The 19,940-nt window shown below is 71.8% G+C and carries 16 protein-coding genes; 7 read left to right on the top strand and 9 right to left on the bottom strand.

What is annotated here, in order from left to right; translation table 11 throughout:
* Nucleotides 1-26: 26 nt before the first annotated feature.
* Nucleotides 27-545 (bottom strand): acetolactate synthase small subunit, encoded by a 519-nt coding sequence (gene ilvN, locus ABEA87_RS09365; RefSeq protein ID WP_345627940.1) that lies wholly within the window; start codon nucleotides 543-545, stop codon nucleotides 27-29.
* 40 nt (nucleotides 546-585) lie between these two features.
* Nucleotides 586-2,484, bottom strand: a complete 1,899-nt coding sequence (locus ABEA87_RS09370) for an acetolactate synthase large subunit (protein WP_345627942.1) — start codon at nucleotides 2,482-2,484, stop codon at nucleotides 586-588.
* Between the two features lie 330 nt (nucleotides 2,485-2,814).
* On the opposite strand from ABEA87_RS09370, the gene ilvD reads away from it, so the two are divergent.
* Nucleotides 2,815-4,662 carry a dihydroxy-acid dehydratase gene (gene ilvD, locus ABEA87_RS09375; protein WP_345627944.1) on the top strand — a complete coding sequence of 616 codons (1,848 nt, stop codon included), beginning with the start codon at nucleotides 2,815-2,817 and terminating at the stop codon, nucleotides 4,660-4,662.
* Between the two features lie 115 nt (nucleotides 4,663-4,777).
* Complete coding sequence (locus tag ABEA87_RS09380; protein WP_345627946.1) at nucleotides 4,778-6,046, top strand: serine hydroxymethyltransferase; 1,269 nt, start codon at nucleotides 4,778-4,780, stop codon at nucleotides 6,044-6,046.
* Here ABEA87_RS09380 and ABEA87_RS09385 read toward each other — a convergent pair.
* Nucleotides 6,031-6,606: a winged helix-turn-helix transcriptional regulator gene (locus ABEA87_RS09385; RefSeq protein WP_425570806.1), complete on the bottom strand. Its 576-nt coding sequence runs from the start codon at nucleotides 6,604-6,606 to the stop codon at nucleotides 6,031-6,033. The two genes, ABEA87_RS09380 and ABEA87_RS09385, sit on opposite strands and share 16 nt — an antisense overlap.
* Nucleotides 6,607-6,661: 55 nt before the next feature.
* On the opposite strand from ABEA87_RS09385, the gene ABEA87_RS09390 reads away from it, so the two are divergent.
* A complete protein-coding gene (locus tag ABEA87_RS09390; protein ID WP_345627948.1) occupies nucleotides 6,662-7,183 on the top strand; it encodes a PaaI family thioesterase in 522 nt (173 codons plus the stop codon).
* Between the two features lie 94 nt (nucleotides 7,184-7,277).
* Nucleotides 7,278-7,703, top strand: a complete 426-nt coding sequence (locus tag ABEA87_RS09395; RefSeq protein WP_345627950.1) for a PH domain-containing protein — start codon at nucleotides 7,278-7,280, stop codon at nucleotides 7,701-7,703.
* A 9-nt stretch (nucleotides 7,704-7,712) separates the two neighbouring features.
* Here the strand turns inward: ABEA87_RS09395 and ABEA87_RS09400 are convergent, their stop codons facing one another.
* A complete protein-coding gene (locus ABEA87_RS09400) occupies nucleotides 7,713-8,636 on the bottom strand; it encodes a 2-hydroxyacid dehydrogenase (protein ID WP_345627952.1) in 924 nt (307 codons plus the stop codon).
* Nucleotides 8,637-8,784: 148 nt separating this feature from the next.
* Between ABEA87_RS09400 and ABEA87_RS09405 the strand changes: the two genes are divergently transcribed.
* Both ABEA87_RS09405 and ABEA87_RS09410 read left to right on the top strand, forming a co-directional pair.
* Entirely contained in the window at nucleotides 8,785-10,032 is a 1,248-nt protein-coding gene (locus tag ABEA87_RS09405; protein WP_425570817.1) for a PQQ-dependent sugar dehydrogenase, read from the top strand.
* An 11-nt stretch (nucleotides 10,033-10,043) separates the two neighbouring features.
* Entirely contained in the window at nucleotides 10,044-11,675 is a 1,632-nt protein-coding gene (locus ABEA87_RS09410; RefSeq protein ID WP_345627956.1) for a metallophosphoesterase family protein, read from the top strand.
* Between the two features lie 98 nt (nucleotides 11,676-11,773).
* Here ABEA87_RS09410 and gatB read toward each other — a convergent pair whose 3' ends face one another.
* On the bottom strand, nucleotides 11,774-13,267 hold the full coding sequence (gene gatB / locus ABEA87_RS09415; protein WP_345627958.1) for an Asp-tRNA(Asn)/Glu-tRNA(Gln) amidotransferase subunit GatB: 1,494 nt from the start codon (nucleotides 13,265-13,267) through the stop codon (nucleotides 11,774-11,776).
* Between the two features lie 96 nt (nucleotides 13,268-13,363).
* Here gatB and ABEA87_RS09420 point away from each other — a divergent pair, with 96 nt between their 5' ends.
* Nucleotides 13,364-13,546 carry a DUF4236 domain-containing protein gene (locus tag ABEA87_RS09420; RefSeq protein ID WP_345627959.1) on the top strand — a complete coding sequence of 61 codons (183 nt, stop codon included), beginning with the start codon at nucleotides 13,364-13,366 and terminating at the stop codon, nucleotides 13,544-13,546.
* 62 nt (nucleotides 13,547-13,608) lie between these two features.
* Here ABEA87_RS09420 and gatA read toward each other — a convergent pair whose 3' ends face one another.
* The 4 genes from gatA to ligA form a co-directional block, all read right to left on the bottom strand.
* A complete protein-coding gene (gene gatA / locus ABEA87_RS09425) occupies nucleotides 13,609-15,087 on the bottom strand; it encodes an Asp-tRNA(Asn)/Glu-tRNA(Gln) amidotransferase subunit GatA (RefSeq protein WP_345627960.1) in 1,479 nt (492 codons plus the stop codon).
* Entirely contained in the window at nucleotides 15,084-15,383 is a 300-nt protein-coding gene (gene gatC / locus ABEA87_RS09430; RefSeq protein WP_345627961.1) for an Asp-tRNA(Asn)/Glu-tRNA(Gln) amidotransferase subunit GatC, read from the bottom strand. Before gatC ends, gatA begins: the two co-directional genes overlap by 4 nt.
* A gap of 70 nt (nucleotides 15,384-15,453) precedes the next feature.
* The gene (locus tag ABEA87_RS09435) at nucleotides 15,454-17,562 is read right to left on the bottom strand and encodes a putative bifunctional diguanylate cyclase/phosphodiesterase (protein WP_345627963.1); all 2,109 of its coding nucleotides are present in this window, start codon (nucleotides 17,560-17,562) and stop codon (nucleotides 15,454-15,456) included.
* 218 nt (nucleotides 17,563-17,780) lie between these two features.
* A complete protein-coding gene (gene ligA / locus ABEA87_RS09440; protein ID WP_345627965.1) occupies nucleotides 17,781-19,928 on the bottom strand; it encodes an NAD-dependent DNA ligase LigA in 2,148 nt (715 codons plus the stop codon).
* Nucleotides 19,929-19,940: the final 12 nt, after the last annotated feature.

The raw sequence follows: 19,940 nt of genomic DNA on the forward strand, positions 1-19,940 counted from the left end.
TTCCTTTCCAACTAGCGTGGGCCTGCTCAAGCGGCCGCGCGGAGCGCGGGACCACTGATCGACCGTGAGCCACGGCCGATCGCGACCAGGCCGGACTGCACCATTTCCTTGATCCCGTACGGTTCGAGGTCGCGCAGCAGCGCGTCCAGCTTATCGGCGGTACCCGTTGCCTCGATCGTCAACGTGTCCGGGGCGACGTCCACCACCCGGGCCCGGAACAGGTTCACTGTCTCCAGGATCTGGGTGCGGGTTGGCCGGTCCGCGCGGACCTTGACCAAGAGAAGCTCGCGGTGCACGCTCGTGGCCGGCTCCAGCTCGACAATTTTCAAAACGTTCACCAGCTTGTTGAGCTGCTTCGTCACCTGCTCCAGGGGTGAGGAGTCGGCGTTGACGACGATGGTGATGCGGGAGACCTCGGGGTGTTCGGTCTCGCCGACCGCGAGCGAGTCGATGTTGAAGCCGCGCCGGGAGAACAGCTGAGCCACCCGGGCGAGCACGCCCGGTTTGTTCTCGACCAGTACCGACAGCGTGTGCTTGTCGCTCATCACAGGTGATCCCTCTTCGTTGCGATCTCGGCGGCCGGCATCAGAGGTCGTCCTCGTCGAAGGCCGGGCGGACGCCACGGGCGAACATGATCTCATCGTTGCTGGTACCGGCGGCGACCATCGGCCACACCATCGCGTCCTTGCCGACCACGAAGTCGACCACGACCGGCGCGTCGTCGATGGCCATCGCCGCCTCGATCGTCTTGTCGACGTCGTCCTTGGACTCGCAGCGCAGTCCGATGCAGCCCAGCGCCTCGGCGAGCTTCACGAAGTCCGGCACCCGGTGCTTGTGGGTGCCCAGGTCGGTGTTGGAGTAGCGCTCGTTGTAGAACAGCGTCTGCCACTGGCGCACCATGCCCAGGTTGCCGTTGTTGATCACGGCGACCTTGAGCGGGATGTTCTCCAGCGCGCAGGTGGCCAGCTCCTGATTGGTCATCTGGAAGCAGCCGTCACCGTCGATCGCCCACACCGTGCTGTCCGGCCGGCCGACCTTCGCGCCCATCGCGGCGGGCACCGCGAATCCCATGGTGCCCAGGCCCCCGGAGTTGATCCAGGTGGCCGGGTTCTCGTACGAGATGAACTGGGACGCCCACATCTGGTGCTGGCCCACGCCGGCCACGTACACGGTGTCCGGCCCGGCGATCTCGCCGATCCGCTTGATCACGTGCTGCGGGGCGAGCGTGCCGTCGGTCGGCTCCTCCCAACCCAGCGGGTACCGCCCGCTCAGCTCGTCGAGCGTGCGCCACCACTCCTCCAGGTCGGCCTGGCGCCCGGCGGTGTGCTCGGCGGTCACCGCGGCGATCAGCTCGTCGATGACGAACCGGGCGTCGCCCACGATCGGCACGTCCGCGGTGCGGTTCTTGCCGATCTCGGCGGGGTCGATGTCGGCGTGCACCACCGCCGCGTTCGGCGCGAACGAGGGCAGGTGGCCGGTGACGCGGTCGTCGAAGCGCGCGCCCAGCGCGACGATCAGGTCGGCCCGCTGCAGCGAGTACACGGCTGGCACGGTGCCGTGCATGCCGGGCATGCCCAGGTGCTGCCGGTGCGAGTCGGGGAACGCGCCGCGCGCCATCAGTGTGGTGACCACCGGGATTCCGGTCAGCTCGGCCAGCGTCCGCAGCGCCTGGGCGGCGCCGGCGCGCAGCACCCCGCCGCCGACGTACAGCACCGGCCGGCGGGCGCCGACCATCATCCGGGCCGCCTCGCGGATCTGCTTGCCGTGCGGGTGCAGGGTCGGCCGGTAGCCGGGCAGGTCCAGGGTCGGCGGCCAGGAGAAGCTCGTCTGCCCCTGCAGCACGTCCTTGGGGATGTCCACCAGCACCGGGCCGGGACGGCCGCTGGATGCCAGGTGGAACGCCTCCGCCAGGATCCTGGGCAGCTCCTCGCCGGTCTGCACGAGGTAGTTGTGCTTGGTGATCGGCACCGTGATGCCGGCGATGTCCGCCTCCTGGAAGGCGTCCGTGCCGATCGCGCTGCGCGACACCTGGCCGGTGATCGCGACTATGCCGATCGAGTCCATGTAGGCGTCCGCGATCGGGGTGACCAGGTTGGTCGCGCCCGGACCCGAGGTGGCCATGCAGACGCCGACCCTGCCGGTGGCGTGCGCGTAGCCGCTGGCGGCGTGGCCCGCGCCCTGCTCGTGGCGGACCAGGATGTGACGGACCGCGGAGTCGAACAGCGGGTCGTAGGCGGGCAGGATGGCGCCGCCCGGGATCCCGAACACCACGTCTACGTCTAGTGCCTCGAGCGAGCGGACGAGCGCGCTGGCGCCGGTCATCGGCTCGTTGACCAGAGCCTTCGCGCGGACGGGCCGGTCGGCCGGTACCCGGGGCGAGGCGGCGGCCGGCTGCGCGGGCGCCGGGATGGCGCGGCCGGTGGCCGCCTGCCGATCCGGGGCGGCGCCGCGATGGGCGATGATGTCGGGTGTCGGTTTCGTCATGTCAGGCCTTTGCTCGAAGTGTTCGACTCGCTGATACGGACCTGGTCTCGGGCATTAAAAAAGCCCGCGTGCTGGACGCACGGGGCTGACGCACTCTCCGGAACGGGTGGAGAGTGCGTCTAGGTAAGTACTCGGGTGAGCCGGGACGATGACATGTTGCCTACTCTGACGCATCTCATTCGCTGAGTCAACCTGTCCCAGCATCCGGACGATCCGCAGGTGACCCCGTTGCCCGCGCGTCCCACCGCCGGGAAGGTCCATCCGTCCCGCCAAATGGACCGGCGGGACTGGGTGTCGCCGCGACCGGCCCGCCGGTGACAAACTGGGCGGATGCCTGAGCTGCGGTCGAAGACCTCCACCCACGGCCGGACCATGGCCGGCGCGCGCGCCCTGTGGCGGGCCACCGGAATGACCGACGCCGATTTCGGCAAGCCGATCATCGCCATCGCCAACAGCTTCACCCAGTTCGTACCGGGGCATGTGCACCTGCGCGACCTCGGTGCCCTGGTGGCCGAGTCGATCGCCGAGGCCGGCGGGGTCGGCCGGGAGTTCAACACGATCGCGGTGGACGACGGGATCGCCATGGGCCACGGCGGGATGCTCTACTCCCTGCCCAGCCGGGAGCTGATCGCCGACTCCGTCGAGTACATGGTCAACGCGCACTGCGCCGACGCCCTGGTGTGTATCTCCAACTGCGACAAGATCACGCCCGGCATGCTGCTGGCCGCGCTGCGCCTGAACATCCCGACCGTGTTCGTGTCCGGTGGCCCCATGGAGGCCGGCAAGACGGTGGCGATCGAGGGCGTCGTGCACTCCCGGATCGACCTGATCGACGCGATGATCGCCTCGTCCAACGAGGCGGTGACCGACGCCCAGCTCGACGAGATCGAGCGCTCGGCGTGCCCGACCTGCGGCTCGTGCTCCGGCATGTTCACCGCCAACTCGATGAACTGCCTGACCGAGGCGATGGGCCTGGCGCTGCCCGGCAACGGCTCGACGCTGGCCACCCACGCCGCCCGCCGGGCGCTGTTCCAGGAGGCCGGCCGGGTGGTGGTCGACCTGGCCCACCGGTACTACGACAACGACGACCACTCGGTCCTGCCGCGCTCGATCGCGAGCCCGCACGCGTTCGAGAACGCGATGGCCCTGGACGTGGCGATGGGCGGCTCCACCAACACGGTGCTGCACCTGCTGGCCGCGGCCCGGGAGGCGGGGCTGGACTTCGGCGTGGCCGACATCGACGCGGTCTCCCGCCGGGTGCCGTGCCTGGCCAAGGTCGCGCCGAACACGCCGAAGTACCACATGGAGGACGTGCACCGGGCCGGCGGCATCCCGGCCATCCTCGGCGAGCTGAACCGGGCCGGGCTGCTGCACCGGGACGTGACGACGGTCCACTCGTCCAGTGTGGACGAGTGGCTGTCCACCTGGGACGTCCGCGCCCCCGCGCCGTCCGCGGAGGCGGTCGAGCTGTTCCACGCGGCACCCGGGGGTGTCCGCACCACCGAGCCGTTCTCCACCGCCAACCGCTGGGACCGGCTGGACACCGACGCCGCGGACGGCTGCATCCGCTCGATCGACCACGCCTACTCCGCCGACGGCGGCCTGGCCATCCTGTTCGGCAACATCGCGCCCGAGGGCTGCGTGGTCAAGACCGCCGGGGTGCCGGAGGAGGTGTGGCGGTTCAGCGGGCCGGCCGTGGTGTTCGAGTCGCAGGAGGACGCGGTCAGCGGCATCCTGGCCGACCGGGTCAAGCCCGGCGACGTCGTGGTGATCCGGTACGAGGGTCCGCGCGGCGGCCCGGGCATGCAGGAGATGCTCTACCCGACCTCGTTCCTGAAGGGCCGGGGGCTGGGCCGCGCCTGCGCCCTGATCACCGACGGCCGGTTCAGCGGCGGCACCAGCGGGCTGTCCATCGGGCACATCTCGCCCGAGGCGGCCGGCGGCGGCCTGATCGCGCTGGTCGAGGACGGCGACCTGCTGGAGATCGACATCCCCGGCCGCCGGCTCGAGCTGGCGGTCCCCGACGAGGTGCTGCAGGCCCGGCGTGTCGCGCAGGAGAAGCGGGACCGGCCATACTCCCCCGCCGACCGGCAGCGGTCGGTGTCCGCGGCGCTGCGCGCGTACGCGTCGATGGCCACCAGCGCGAGCGACGGCGCGTACCGGAAGGTCCCCGAGTAGGTGCCGCCCGCGGCGGCCCGCCGAACTAGGATCGGGGGGTCGCCGCGACCGGCGCGTCGGGGTGGAGTCGACCACCGGGAAGCGACGCGGACGACGGCACCGTGAGGAGTAGCCCATGCACACCCCGCCGATTCCGCACCTGGCCGCCACCGACCCGCGGCTCGCCGAGCTGATCGAGGCCGAGGCCCAGCGCCAGCACGACAAGCTGCGCATGATCGCTTCGGAGAACTACGTCTCCGCCGCCGTGCTCGAGGCCACCGGCAGCGTGCTGACCAACAAGTACTCCGAGGGCTACGCGGGCAAGCGCTACTACGAGGGTCAGCAGCTCATCGACCAGATCGAGACGCTGGCCATCGAGCGGGCCAAGGGGCTGTTCGGGGTCGACCACGCCAACGTCCAGCCCTACTCGGGCTCGCCCGCCAACCTGGCCGTCTACCTGGCGTTCCTGCGGCCCGGCGACGCCGTGATGGGGATGTCGCTGCCGATGGGCGGTCACCTCACCCACGGCTGGTCGGTCTCGGCCACCGGCAAGTGGTTCCGCTCGGTGCGGTACGGGGTGAAGGCGGAGACCGGGCGCACCGACCTGGACCAGGTGCGCGAGCTGGCCCTGGCCGAGCGACCCAAGGTCATTTTCTGCGGCGGTACGGCGATCCCGCGGACCATCGACTTCCCGGCCTTCGCCCAGATCGCGCGGGAGATCGACGCCGTGCTGGTGGCCGACATCGCGCACATCGCCGGGCTGATCGCTGGCGGCGCCCACCCGTCCCCGGTCGGGTACGCCGACGTGATCACGACCACCACGCACAAGACCCTGCGCGGCCCCCGTGGCGCGATGATCATGACTACCGCCGAGCGGGCCACCGCGATCGACAAGGCGGTCTTCCCCGGCCTGCAGGGCGGACCGCACAACCACACCACGGCGGGGATCGCGGTCGCGCTGCACGAGGCGGCGCAGCCGACCTTCCGGGACTACGCGCACCAGGTGGTCGCCAACGCCAGGGCGCTGGCCGAGGCACTGACCGAGCGCGGCTTCGACCTGATCTCCGGCGGCACCGACAACCACCTGATCCTGGTCGACCTGACCAGCAAGGGCATCGGGGGCAAGCCGGCGGCCCAGGCGCTGGACCGGGCCGGCATCGAGCTGAACTACAACACCGTGCCGTTCGACACCCGCAAGCCGTTCGATCCGTCGGGCATCCGGCTGGGCACGGCGGCGTTCACCACGCGCGGGCTCACCGAGACGCAGATGCCGCAGGTGGCGGGCTGGATCGACGAGGCGGTCCGGGCCGCGGCCGCGGCCGACGAGGCGGCGCTGGACAAGATCGCCGCACAGGTACGGGACCTGCTCGCCGGGTACCCGGCGCCGGGCTACACCGCCGCCTGATCCTTCGGCTCGCCCATTGGCGCGCCCGCCTTCGTCAGGGGTGAGCGTTGGGGGTGCTCGCCCACGCCACAATCCGGCTCGGCTGCGCTCCCCCGAAGGCGGGCGCCCGGGCCGGGCCGGGGCACCACGTCCCTCGCCGAGGCGAGCCGGTGCCCCGCCTCGCAGCGCAGTTCCAGGTGCACCTGGGCGCCGCAGTCCCGGTGCTCCGTACGCGTCGCCGGCCCCTCCGGGTCCGCCAGGTACCGGTCGCCCCACTCCCGTACGGCGACCAGGATCGGGTACAGGTCGATGCCCTTGGCGGTCAGCCGGTACTCGTACCGGACCCGGGCGCCTGGCTCCTGGTACGGCTGGCGGCGCAGGATGCCGTGGTCGAGCAGCAACGCGAGCCGGTTGGCGAGCACCTGCCGGGGGATGTTGGTGCGTTCGCGCATCTCCTCGAACCGGCGCAGGCCGCTGAAGATGTCGCGGAGCACCACCACCGTCCACCGCTCACCGAGGATCTCCATGGTCCGGCCGATCGTGCAGTTCTCGACCGACCAGTCCAGTGCCGCAGGTCTCATGTCGCCAGGCTAGGTCTCGTTGACAGACTCAACAAACGGCTGCGAGGCTGAATTCATGACCCAGACCCAGGCGGCGGAGCAGACGCGTACCCGAACCTTCTCCTGGTCCGACCCGTCACTGCATGCCGCGGTCATCGGCAGCCGCCCGGGGCTCGAGACGCTGCGGGCGATGATCGATGGCGAGCTGCCTCCACCGCCGATCTTCTCCACGATCGGGGTCGATCGGATGGAGGCGGCCGAGGGCCTGATCACCGTGCTGCTGACCCCCCGCGAATTTCACTACAACCCGCTCGGGTCGGTGCACGGCGGCGTGATCTCCACGGTGCTGGACACCGCCGCCGGGTGCTCCGTGCACTCCCTGCTGCCGGCCGGCCAGGGGTACACGTCGCTGGACCTCAGCGTGCGGTTCCTCCGGGCGGTGACGGTGAACTCGGGCACGCTGCGCTGCACCGGGACGATCCTGTCCCGCACCCGCCGCAGCGCCCTGGCCGAGGCCCGCCTGGTCGACGAGTCCGGCCAACTGGTCGCGCACGCCACGTCCTCGTGCCTGATCTTCGATGTGCCCACCGCCCGCTAGCCGGTGCGCCGCCGACCCGTCGAGCCGGGGCGAAAATTCAGGCGTCTGACGGTCCGCATGCGGCGGGCCGGGGTCGAGGTGGGACCATAAGGCCGTGAGTACCGTCAAATTCCGTCACAACGCGGCGATCGCCATCGCCGGGCTGGTCGCCCTGTTCGGCGCGGTACCCGTCGCCACCGTCCGGTGGTACCTGTCGCCGATCCTGCTGATCCCCCTCGCGATCATCATCTGGGGATGGCGGGCCGGCACCGACGCCAATCCGGAGGGTCTGTCCATCCGCGCGCTGTTCGGCGCCCGGCGACTGCCCTGGACGCAGATCACCGGTTTCGTGCCGGCCGACCGCCGGGTGATCGCCATGCTGGACGGCGGCGGATCGGTGTCCCTGCCCGCCGTCACGCCGTCCGATCTGCCCAGGCTGGTCGCGGCGAGCGGACAGAAGCTGGGCACGTCCCAGCCCGAGCCGCCGGAGCCGGCGGGCGTGGAGCCGTCCGGCCGCGAGGCGAGCCCGGCCGCCGAGTGACCAGCGGGCTCAGTACCCGTTGCGTACCTCGTTGATCAGCGGTTCACCCGCCGCGTACCGGCGGATCTGATCGCCCACCAGCCGGTAGGCGCGCGGCAGCAGGCCGCGCACTGAGCCACCCACGTGCGGGGTCAGCAGGAAGTTCGGCATCGTCCACAGTGGATGATCGGCCGGCAGCGGCTCCGGATCGGTCACGTCGACCGCCGCGCCGATCCGCCCGGTCGTCAGCTCGGCCACCAGGGCGTCGGTGTGCACCACCGGCCCACGGGCGGCGTTGACCAGCAGCGCGCCGTCGGGCATCCGCCGCAGGAAGTCGGCGTCGACCAGCCCCCTGGTCAGGTCGGTGAGCGGCACCAGCAGGATCACCACGTCGGCGTCGGGCAGCAGCCTCGGCAGCACCTCGATCCCGTGTACGCCGTCTCTGGCGGTGCGGGCGACCATGGTCACCGTCACCCCGAACGGTGCCAGCCGGGCCGCGGTCGCCACGCCGATCGCCCCGGCCCCGACGATCAGCACCCGCTTGCCGGCGAGCTCGTCGGTCGGCGTGTACGGATCGTAGGACCACTCCCGCTTCGCCTGGCCCCGGATGAACGCCGGGAAGGCGTGCAGGTACGACAGCAGGGCGGTGAGCACCCACTCCGACGTGGGCGACGAGTGCACGCCCCGCGCGTCACACAGGGCGATCCCCTGCGGGATCCGGCCGACCCAGGCGTCCGCGCCGGCGGACAGCAACTGGATCACCTTCAGCCCGGTGAGCTTGCCGGTGAACTCCACCTCTTCGCGCGAGGCCAGAAACGGCGGCACCCAGAAACTGACCGAGTCGGGGTCGGAGGGCATCGGCCCCGGCGCCTCGGCGAGCACCTCGACGGTGACCTGCCGGGGCAGTTCGCCGAGCAGCGATCGGCCCTCTTCGTGTGCGATCCACGCCTTCACGGGTATCGACGATAGCCGCCGGACCGGCCGCCCGACGGGCGGGCCGCGCCGCGAAGCACCCGAGGCGCGGGCCGCGCGGCGGGGGTTGGGCCCGGTCCCGGGCCGGTTGGATTGATCAAGAAGCGTCGTCGCGATCGGTGCGGCTAGGCTGGGCCCCGTGACCGCGACCCTCTTCGTGCGTGTCTCCCGGCTGACCGCCGGCCTGGTGCTGGCGGTGAGCACGCTGGCCGCGTGCAGCTTCGGCCCACCACCCCCCGACCAGGCGGGTCAGCCGCCCAGGCTGCCGACCCCGTCGACGTCGTCCAGCAGTGACCAGGACGACTCGCAGGTCGCCGTCGACGTGGTCGCCAAGGGGCTGGCCGTGCCGTGGGGGCTCGCCTTCCTGCCGGACGGTACGGCCCTGGTCACCGAGCGCGACAGTCATCGGCTCCTGAAGATCGGACCGGCCACGGACAGCGCCTCGCCCGACGCCGATCCGTCGGCGGGCACCGGCCAGCCGAGCGCCGACCCGTCCCAGGGGACGGACGGAATGGTCGTCACGCCCGTCCAGACGCTGACCGGGATCACGAACGGCGGCGGCGACGGCGGCGACGGCGGGCTGCTGGGCATCGCGGTCTCGCCGAAGTACCAGACCGATCAGACCGTGTACATCTACTACACCACCGACAAGGACAACCGGATCGCCTCGCTGAAGCTGGGCGGCACCCCCAAACCGCTGGTCACCGGCATCCCGGCCGGGGCCAGCGACAACGGCGGCTCGCTCGGGTTCGGGCCGGACGGCATGCTCTACGCGACCACGGGCGACGCCGGTAACCCGGCCGCCGCGGCGGACCCGAAGAGCCTGGCCGGCAAGATCCTGCGGATGACCCCGGACGGCAAGCCGGCGCCGGGCAACCCCACCTCCGGCTCCCTGGTGTACGCCTCCGGCCTGCGCGACCCCGAGGGGCTGGCCTGGGACCCGGGCAAGCACCTGTACGTCACCGACCTCGGCAACACCTCGTGGGACGAGGTGGACCAGATCCAGCCCGGCAAGGACTACGGCTGGCCGACCGTCGAGGGCACCGGGGACAACCCCAAGTACGCCGACCCGGTGGTGCAGCTGAAGCCGAGCGAGGCGGGCTGCGCCGGGCTGGCGGACAGCGGTAACAGCCTGGTGGCCGGCTGCCTCACCGGTACCCGGCTGTACCTGATCCAGCTGACCGACGCCGGCGGCACCCTGGGCGCGCCGGACCCCCTGCTCGACAAGGCGTACGGCCGGCTGCGCACCGTCGCCACCGCTCCCGACGGCTCGATCTGGGTCACCACGTCCAACAAGGACGGGCAGGGCACACCCACAACCGACGACGACCGGATCCTGCGGATGGTTCTGTCCGACAGCGGCGTGGGGTTGAGCTGAGTTTGACCGGGATGACGTCGGGCGGCGGCGGGCCGGAAGGCCGACGCCCCCTCCGGGACCTCCTGCGCGCCTCCGGGCGCGGCGGCGGGCGGCGGGCGCGCGGCGGCATCGGGCTGGCCCGCGGCGTCGGGCGGCTGGCCGGGGCGGGCGGCCGGGGCGTCCTGGCCGGCGTGCGGGCCGCGAACCGCCGGCACGTGTGGCGGCGCCTCGGCCTCGCCCTGGCGCTCGCGGTGACCAGCGTGGTCGGCCTGACCATCGGCCTGCTGGTGGCCGGGCCGAGCCACGACGACGTGGGGCCGTTCGCGGCCCAGTTCAGCGTGACCCCCTCGCTGTCCGGCGGCACCGACGTGCAGATCCCGCCGCTCGGCTCATTGGAGCTGGCCAGCCACGACGGGCCGGCGCACCTGACGGTACGGCTGGAGGCGCTGGACCAGAAGCGCACGCTCGCGCTGGCCACCGACCCCAACGGCATCGCCAAGGCCAGCTCGGGGGCCGTCGCCGACATCGAGCGCGGGGTGACCCGGATGCTGTTCCAGGCGACCGGGGCCGGGGTGCTGGGTGCCCTGGTGCTGTCCGCGTTCGTGTTCCGCAACACGAGACGGGTGGCGATCTGCGGCGGGCTGGCCCTGGTCGCCATCCTGGGCAGCGGCGCGGTGGCCCTGGGTACCTTCCGGCCCAGCTCGGTCGACGAGCCGAAATACCACGGCCTGCTGTCCAACGCCCCCGCCGTGATCGGTGACGCGAAACAGATCGCCAACCAGTTCGGCCAGTACCGGGACGAGCTGCAGCGGCTGGTCAACAACGTCAGCAAGCTCTACGGCACGCTGTCCACCCTGCCGGTGTACCAGCCGGCCCCGGGCTCCCTGCGCGTGCTGCACATCTCCGACCTGCACCTGAATCCGGCCGCCTGGTCGGTGATCTCGACGGTGGTCAAGCAGTACGACATCAACCTCGTGGTGGACACCGGCGACATCGACGACTGGGGTACCCAGCCGGAGACCTCGTTCGTCAACTCGATCGGCGCGCTCAAGGTCCCGTACGTCTTCGTGCGTGGCAACCACGACTCGGCGACCACCGCGAACGCGGTGGCCAAGCAGCCCAACGCGATAGTGCTGGAAAACCGGGTGGTGACCGTGGACGGCCTGACCATCGCCGGGATCGGTGATCCGCTCTTCACGCCCGACAAGGAGCCCGGGCCGACCGGGGCGGCCGGGCACCAGGCCGCGGAGGTGGAGGAGTCCTCCGGCGAGAGGCTGGCCGAGACGATCGCGAACTCGGGCAAGAAGGTCGACGTGGCCATGGTTCACGAGCCGACCTCGGCCGGCGCGCTGGACGGTTCGGTACCGCTGGTGCTGGCGGGCCACATCCACCGGCGCATGGTCAGCACCATGCCGGCGCTGCCCGGCGAGCAGAAGACGACGCTGATGGTCGAGGGGTCGACCGGCGGCGCCGGACTGCGCGGCCTCGAGGGCGAGGCGCCGACGCCACTGGAGATGTCGGTGCTCTACTTCGATCCCACCCACGCGCTGCAGGGGTACGACGACATCACCCTGGGCGGCACCGGCCAGACCCAGGTGACCATCCAGCGGCACGCGGTCAAGATGCCCCCGAGCGCCTCACCGAGCCCCTCGCCCAGCCATTGATCTTCCGGCCCGCGCCGAGACCTGGCCCGTGTTCGGGGCCTAGACCCGGACCCGGACCGCCTGGGACGGCGGGCGGCCCGCTGCTCGCGAGCCGCCGGTCAGGAGCCGAGCCGCTTCAGGATCAGCTCGCGGACCGACTTGGCGTCGGCCTGGCCCTTGGTGGCCTTCATGACGGCGCCGATCAGCACGCCGGCCGCGGCGACCTGGCCGCCCCGGACCTTCTCCGCCACGGCGGGGTTGGCCGCGATGGCATCGTCGATCGCCGCCGTCAGCGCGCCGGTGTCCGAGACCACCTCGAGGCCCCGGGCCGCCATCACCTCGGCCGGTGAGCCCTCGCCGGCCACCACGCCCTCCAGGACCGTGCGGGCGAGCTTGTCGGTCAGCTTCCCCTCGTCGACCAGCCGCTGAAGGGCCGCCACCTGCTCCGGGGTGGTCAGCGCGCCCAGCTCCGCGCCGGTCTCGTTGGCCCGCCGGGCCAGCTCGCCCATCCACCACTTGCGGGCCGCGTCCGGCGCGGTGCCGGCCGCGATCGTCGCCTCGATCAGCTCCACCGCGCCGGCGTTGAGCACCGACTGCATGTCGTGGTCGGACAGGCCCCAGGCCTCCTGCAGTCGGCGCCGGTGCAGCCTCGGCGACTCGGGCAGGGCCGCCTTCAGCTCGGCCACCCAGGCCGCGTCCGGCGCCAACGGCACCAGGTCGGGCTCGGGGAAGTACCGGTAGTCCGTCGCGGTCTCCTTGCTGCGCCCGGACCGGGTGTCGCCGGTGTCCTCGGAGAAGTGCCGGGTCTCCTGGACGATCCGGCCACCGGCGTCCAGCACACCCGCCTGGCGCAGCATCTCCGAGCGGACCGCCCGCTCGACGCTGCGCAGCGAGTTCACGTTCTTGGTCTCGGTACGGGTGCCCCACTCCTCGCCCGGCCGGTTCAGCGACACGTTGACGTCGCACCGCAGCGAGCCCTGCTCCATCCGGACGTCGGACACGTCCAGCGACCGGATCACGTCGCGCAGCTCGGTGACGTATGCCCGGGCCACCTGCGGGGCCCTCGCGCCGGTACCCGGCACCGGCTTGGTCACGATCTCCACCAGCGGGATGCCCGCGCGGTTGTAGTCGACCAGGGACTCGGTGGCACCGTGGATGCGCCCGGTCGCGCCGCCCAGGTGCAGCGTCTTGCCGGTGTCCTCCTCGAGGTGCACCCGCTCGATCTCCACCCGCACCAGCTCGCCGTCCACCTCGACGTCCAGCCAGCCCTCCGTGCACAGCGGCTCGTCGTACTGGCTGATCTGGTAGTCCTTCGGCATGTCCGGGTAGAAGTAGTTCTTCCGGGCGAACCGCGACCAGCTGGCGATCGTGCAGTTGAGCGCGAGCCCGATCCTGATCGTCGCCTCGATCGCCGCGCGGTTGGCCACCGGAAGACTGCCGGGCAGGCCCAGACAGACCGGGCAGACCTGGGTGTTGGGCGTGGCGCCGAATTCGGTCGGGCAGCCGCAGAACATCTTGGTCCTGGTGCCCAGCTCGACGTGCGTCTCCAGCCCGATCACGGGCTCGTAGCGGGCGATCACGTCATCGTAGGTTAGCGCCGCGGTGGTGGTCACCAAGACAGCCTAGCCGGCCGCCCACCGCCGAATCCGCCGGGTTTCGCGGCCGGGACGCTCGGGTACTCCCCGGCACAGAGTGAGAGGAGGCGCATCATGCCACTCATGTTTCGCAAGGTCTACCGGCTCGGCCCGCTGCACCTCAACTTCGGCAGCCACGGGCTGTCCTCGTGGAGCATCAAGCTCGGTAGATGGTCCTGGAACTCGCGTACCCGCGCGCAACGCGTGGATCTCCCGGGGCCGCTGTCCTGGCGAGGTCGCCGCGGCGCTTCCCGGTAGCACGATTCGCCACCGCGGGTTCGGGGTCCGGTCGGAGCTGGCCCCGAACCCGCGGTCGTGAGCTACAGGGCCGGCGGCGCCGGGGGCGGGATCGCCGACTCCAGTGCCGCGCCGACCCGGTACATCCGGTCGTCGGCCATGGTCGGCGCCATCACCTGCAGGCCGACCGGCAACCCCTCGGACAGTCCGCAGGGCACCGAGATCGCCGGGCCGCCGTACAGGTTCGACGGGATGGTGAACAGGTCGGCCAGGTACATCTGGTACGGGTCACCGGTCCGCGAGCCGAACGGGAACGCGACGAACGGCGTGGTCGGCGCGACCAGCACGTCGACCTGCTCGAACGAGGCGGCGAAGTCGCGGCTGATCAGGGTGCGGACCTTCTGGGCCTGGCCGTAGTAGGCGTCGTAGTAGCCCGAGGAGAGCGCGAACGTGCCGAGGATGATGCGCCGCTTGACCTCCGGGCCGAAGCCGGCGTCGCGGGTCAGCGACATGACCTCCTCCAGCGAGTGGGCGCCGTCGTCGCCCACCCGCAGGCCGTAGCGCACGCCGTCGTAGCGGGCCAGGTTGGAGGACGCCTCGCTGGGCGCGATCAGGTAATAGGCGGGCAGCGCGTACTCGAAGTGCGGGCAGGACACCTCGATCACCTCGGCGCCCAGCTTGACCAGCGCGTCGACCGCCTCGCGGTACGCCGCCAGCACGCCCGGCTCGGCGCCCTCGCCGCTGAACTGGCGCACCAGGCCGACGCGCACCCCGCTGAGGTCGCCGGACGCGCCCTGCCGGGCCGCCTCGACCACCGGCGGCACCGGCGCCGGGATCGACGTCGAGTCGCGCGGGTCGTGGCCGCCGATCACCGCGTGCAGCAGCGCGGCGTCCTCGACCGTGCGCGCGCACGGGCCCGGCGTGTCCAGGCTGGACGAGAAGGCGATCAGGCCGTAACGGGAGGTGCCGCCGTACGTGGGCTTGGCGCCGACCGTACCGGTCACGGCGCCCGGCTGCCGGATGGAGCCACCGGTGTCAGTCCCGATGGCCAGCGGCGCCTCGTAACCGGCGACCGCGGCGGCGCTGCCGCCGCCCGACCCGCCCGGGATCCGGTCGAGGTCCCACGGGTTGCGGGTCGGCCCGTACGCCGAGTACTCCGTCGATGAGCCCATCGCGAACTCGTCCATGTTGGTCTTGCCGAGCACGATCAGCCCCGCCTCGCGCAGGCGGCGCACGATGGTGGCGTCGTACGGTGGCCGCCACCCCTCAAGGATCTTCGATCCGGCGGTGGTCGGCACGCCCTTGGTGGCCAGCACGTCCTTGACCGCGATCGGCACGCCGGCCAGCGGCCCCAGCGGCTCACCCGCGACGCGTTTGGCGTCGACGTCGGCCGCGGCGGCCAGCGCCCCGTCGCCGTCCACGTGCAGGAACGCGTGTACCCGCTCGTCGACCGCGCCGATCCGGTCCAGGTGCGCCCGGGTCACCTCGACCGCGGACACCTCCCCGGCGGCGATGAGCCGGCCCAGTTCGGCGGCGGAGGACCGCACAAGATCGTCGCTCACGCTTCCTCCTCCAGAATCCGCGGCACCCGGAACCGCCCATCCTCGGCGTCCGGCGCCCCGGACAGCGCCTCGTCCCGGGTCAGCCCGGGAATCACCACGTCATCGCGCAGGACGTTGGTCAACGGGACGGAGTGCGACGTCGGCGGGATGTCAGCCGCGGCGACCTCACCCACCCGTGCCACCGCCCCGAGGATCACGTCGAGCTGCCCGGCGAACGTGTCCAGTTCCTCTTCCGTCACGGCGAGGCGGGCCAGGTGCGCCAGATGCGCGACCTCCTCGCGGGAGATGGCGGCCAATGCTGCCCCCTGTAGTCGTCTGCTCGGTCCTCGGGCGCAGCGTGGCACGCGCGCCGGCCGGAGAGAAAGTCTATTTGCCCGCCCCGCCGCGCCGGGCGCCCGGGGTCATCTCGGCGGAGGGCCAGCCGGCCAGAAGCCGCTGCGGAGGGCGGTACCGGGACAGCCAGAAGGCCAGCCGGTCGGCCGGCATCGGCCGGGCGTAATACCAGCCCTGCGCGACGGCGCAGCCCATCCGGGCGAGCAGCCGGTAGGTCCGCTCGTCCTCCACGCCCTCCGCCACCACCCGCAGCCCGAGCGCGCCGGACAACTCGATGATCGAGCGCACGATCGCCTCGTCGTCGGAGTCCTCCGCCATGCCCAGCACGAACGAACGGTCGATCTTGACCTCGGACAGCGGCAGCCGGCGCAGGTGCTGCATGGACGAGTACCCGGTGCCGAAGTCGTCCAGCGACAGCGCCACTCCCAGCCGGTCCAGCCGGCGCAGCGTGGACAGCACCCGCCGGGGATCCGCCATCAGGGCGCCCTCGGTGATCTCCAGCTGCACCTGGTCCGGGCCGATCCCGTGCTGGCGCAGCCGGTCGGCCAGCCGGTCGACGATCTCGCCGGTGTGCAGGTCCCGCACGCTCACGTTGATCGCGGCGCGCAGGCTCAGGCCGTCCGCCTCCCACCTGGCCAGCTGGGCCACCACGTCGTCGACCACCCGGAGGGTCAGCAGCCGCATCACCGCGCTGTGCTCGGCCACCCGGATCAACTCCTCCGGGTCGACCATGCCCCGCTGCGGGTGGTGCCAGCGCAGCAGCGCCTCCACGCCGATCACGTCGCCGGTGCGCAGCTCGACCTGCGGCTGGTAGTAGAAGGCGATCTCCTCGGCGTCCGGCGTCTCCAGTGCGCGCCGGAGATCGGCGAGCAGACCCAATCGCTGCGGAGAGTTGTGGTCAGATTCCGGAGCGTAAACGGCGACGGCGTCGCCCCGGTTCTTGGCGTCGTACATCGCCACGTCGGCGTGGCGCATCAGGGTGGCGAAGTCGTCGCCGTGGCGCGGGTACACGGCCACCCCTATCGATCCGCCCACGTCCAGCGGCAGTCCGTCCAGGGCCACCGGGTCCGCCAGCACGGCCGCGATCCGCTCGGCCATCGCCCGCGCCTCGCCGGCGCCGGACAGCCCCGGGGCGACGATCGCGAACTCGTCGCCGCCCAGCCGGGCCACCAGGTCCCCGGGGCGCACCGCGCCGGTCAGCCGCCGGGCGACCTGGACCAGCAGCCGGTCGCCCACGCCGTGCCCGAGCGCGTCGTTGACGTGCTTGAACCGGTCGAGGTCCAGCAGCAGCAGGGCGAACACCGTGGCGCCCCCGTCCTGCCCCGCGGCCTCGTGCACGCCGACCTGGTCGGCGACCTCGGTCATCAGCCGGTCGCGGTTGGCCAGCCCGGTCAGCAGGTCGCGGGTGGCCAACCGGCTCTGCACGGTGGACAGCCGGGCCATCTGGTTCACCGCGTACAGCGGCACCAGGACGAACGGGATCAGCGCCGGGGTCAGCGCGATGGCGCCGACCAGGACCGGCCCGAGCAGCAGCAGCGCGCCGGTGGACAGCGCCTCGTACCCGACCGTGTGCCGCAGCAGGCCACCGAAGCTGCCGTCGAAGCGCAGCCAGACCGCCCAGGTGACCAGCGTGTAGTTGACCACGAACCAGGTCGCCCCGGCGGCCAGCGCCAGCAAGGCGTCCGGCCAGCCCGGCCGGTTGGCGCTGACCAGCGGGGTGGCCCCGGCGAGCCTCAGCACCAGGGCCGCGGCACCGAACGCGACAGCGTACTGGCCCGCGTTGAACGCGGCGCGCCACGGCGTGTACCGCATCCGGGCCGCCGACGCCGCCACCGCGACGGTCTGCACCAGCACGGCCGGCCCGATTCCCCAGATCAGCAGGGTGGCGAAGGTGAAACAGATCGACGGGAAGACCGGCGAGGTCTGGCGTGGCCCCGGTGGGCGCAGCGGCCACACGTCCAGCAGCACGGCCAGCGCCGCCATCAGCCAGAAGGCGCCGGACGCGGAGCGCAGGAATCCGGGCAGGGTGGTCAGGTGCGGGGCGAAAACGGCCAGCCCGGACGCGCAGACGACGGCGACATACCCGAAGAAGACGCCCTCCCGCCGGGGAGGTGCCGTGTTGCGCAGCGCCGTCGGCTCCATCGATCCTCCCTGGGCGCCCGCGGGCTCGGCGATCGCCGTGGCCGACACGCCTGCCAATGAAACGACATCACCATAAGTGGGTGACGCCGGTTTTGCGCCCATCATGGCGACTCGTGACAAAGTCGAAATAGATCGCGCAGCTCACCGTACGTCCGGCCGGCGCCGTCGCGCAGTGTTCCACCGACCTGGGCGGACCCAATTCACCGGAATGGTGGGATTTACTCCCCGACCTGGGCCACCGCTCGGGCCGCCTCCGGGCCCTCGCCGAGCAGCACCGCGAATCCGTCCTCGTCAAGCACCGGAACCTTGAGCGCGACCGCCTTCTCGTACTTGCTGCCCGGCGACTCGCCGACCACCACGAAATCGGTCTTCTTCGACACGCTCGAACTCGATCGACCGCCCCGCGCGGTAATCGCCTCCGCCGCGCCGTCGCGCGAATAGTCGGCGAGGCTCCCGGTGACCACGACAGTGATCCCGGCCAATGGTTTCGGCCCCTCGTCGACCCGCTCCTCGGCCAATTTCACGCCGGCCGCGCGCCACTTCTCGACGACCTCCCGGTGCCAGTCCACGGTGAACCAGTCGATTACCGAGTCGGCGATCGTGGGGCCCACGCCCTCGACCCCGGCCAGTTCGTCGCGGGACGCCGCCTCGATCATGTCGATCGAGCCGAACTGCCTGGCCAGCGCCTGCGCGGCGGTCGGGCCGACGTGCCGGATGGACAGCGCCACCAGGATCCGCCAGAGCGGCCGGTCCTTCGCCTCTTCGAGGTTGGCCAGCAGCTTGACCGCGTTGGAGCCGAGCTCGCCGTCCTTGTTGACGAAGAATTCGCTGCCGGCCAGCCGCTCGCCGGTCAGGCCGAACAGGTCACCCTCGTCCGTGATCACGCCGTCGGTCAGCAGCGCCGCGGCCGCCTTGTAGCCGAGCACCTCGATGTCCAGCCCGCCGCGGCCGGCGAGGTGGAAGATCCGCTCGCGCAGCTGGGCGGGGCAGGCCCGGGTGTTCGGGCAGCGGATGTCGACGTCGCCCTCCTTCGCCGGGGCCAGCGGGGTGCCGCACTCCGGGCAGTGGGTGGGCATCTCGAACGCGTGCTCGGTGCCGTCGCGCTGGGCGACCACCGGCCCGACGACCTCCGGAATGACGTCCCCGGCCTTGCGCAGCACCACCGTGTCGCCGATCAGGACGCCCTTGCGGGCCACCTCGCTGGCGTTGTGCAGGGTGGCGAGGGCGACCGTGGAGCCGGCCACCCGTACCGGTTCGAGCACCGCGTACGGCGTGACCCTCCCGGTGCGCCCGACGTTGACCCGCACGTCCAGCAGCTTGGTGTTGACCTCCTCGGGCGGGTATTTGAAGGCGATCGCCCAGCGCGGCGCCCGGCTGGTGGAGCCGAGCCGGCGCTGGATCGAGACCTCGTCCACCTTGACGACCACGCCGTCGATCTCGTGCTCGACGTCGTGCCGGTGCTCGGCGTAGTACGCGATGAACTCGCGCACCTCGGCCAGCGTGCGCACCACCTTCCATCGCTTGCTGACCGGCAGGCCCCAGCCCTCCAGCAGCTCGTAGGCGTGCGACTGGCTGGTCGGCTCGAAGCCCCGGCGGGCGCCCAGCCCGTGCACGACCAGGTGCAGCGGCCGGCTCGCGGTGATCCGGGGATCCTTCTGGCGCAGGCTGCCGGCGGCGGCGTTGCGCGGGTTGGCGAACGGCGCCCGGCCCTGCTCGACCAGGGTGGCGTTGAGCTCGCCGAAGCCCTCGACCGGGAAGAAGATCTCCCCACGCACCTCCACCAACTCCGGCGGCTGCTCTCCCCCGTCCTCGGGGCCGCGCAGCCGCTCGGGCACGTCGCCGATGGTGCGCACGTTGGGCGTGACGTCCTCACCGGTGCGCCCGTCACCCCGGGTGGCCGCCCGGACCAACCGGCCATGCTCGTACGTCAGGTTGATCGCCAGCCCGTCGACCTTGAGCTCGCACAGGTAGCTGAACGGCCCACCGGCGTCCCGCTCGACCCGCTCCGCCCAGGCCGCCAGCTCGTCCTCATTGAACGCGTTGTCGAGGCTGAGCATCCGCTCGGCGTGGGTCACCGGGGTGAACATGGTCGAGTAGGTGCCGCCGACCCGCTGAGTGGGCGAATTCGGCGTGCGCAGCGCCGGGAACTCGCCCTCCAGCGCGGTCAGCTCGCGCATCATCGCGTCGTATTCGGCGTCGGAGACGCTCGGCTGGTCGAGAATGTAGTAACGGTATTGGTTGTCGTCGATCTCCGAGGACAGCTCAGCATGCCGCTCCCGCGCCGCGGCCGGCGGCTCGGCACCCGCCTGGGCCTCCTGCGCCCGCGTCGCCCGCGCCTGCCCCGGAAGCTCCCCGTCAACGTCCATACCGGCACGTTA

The sequence above is a fragment of the Rugosimonospora acidiphila genome (assembly GCF_039543385.1).
In the GTDB taxonomy this organism is placed as follows: Bacteria; Actinomycetota; Actinomycetes; order Mycobacteriales; family Micromonosporaceae; genus Rugosimonospora; species Rugosimonospora acidiphila.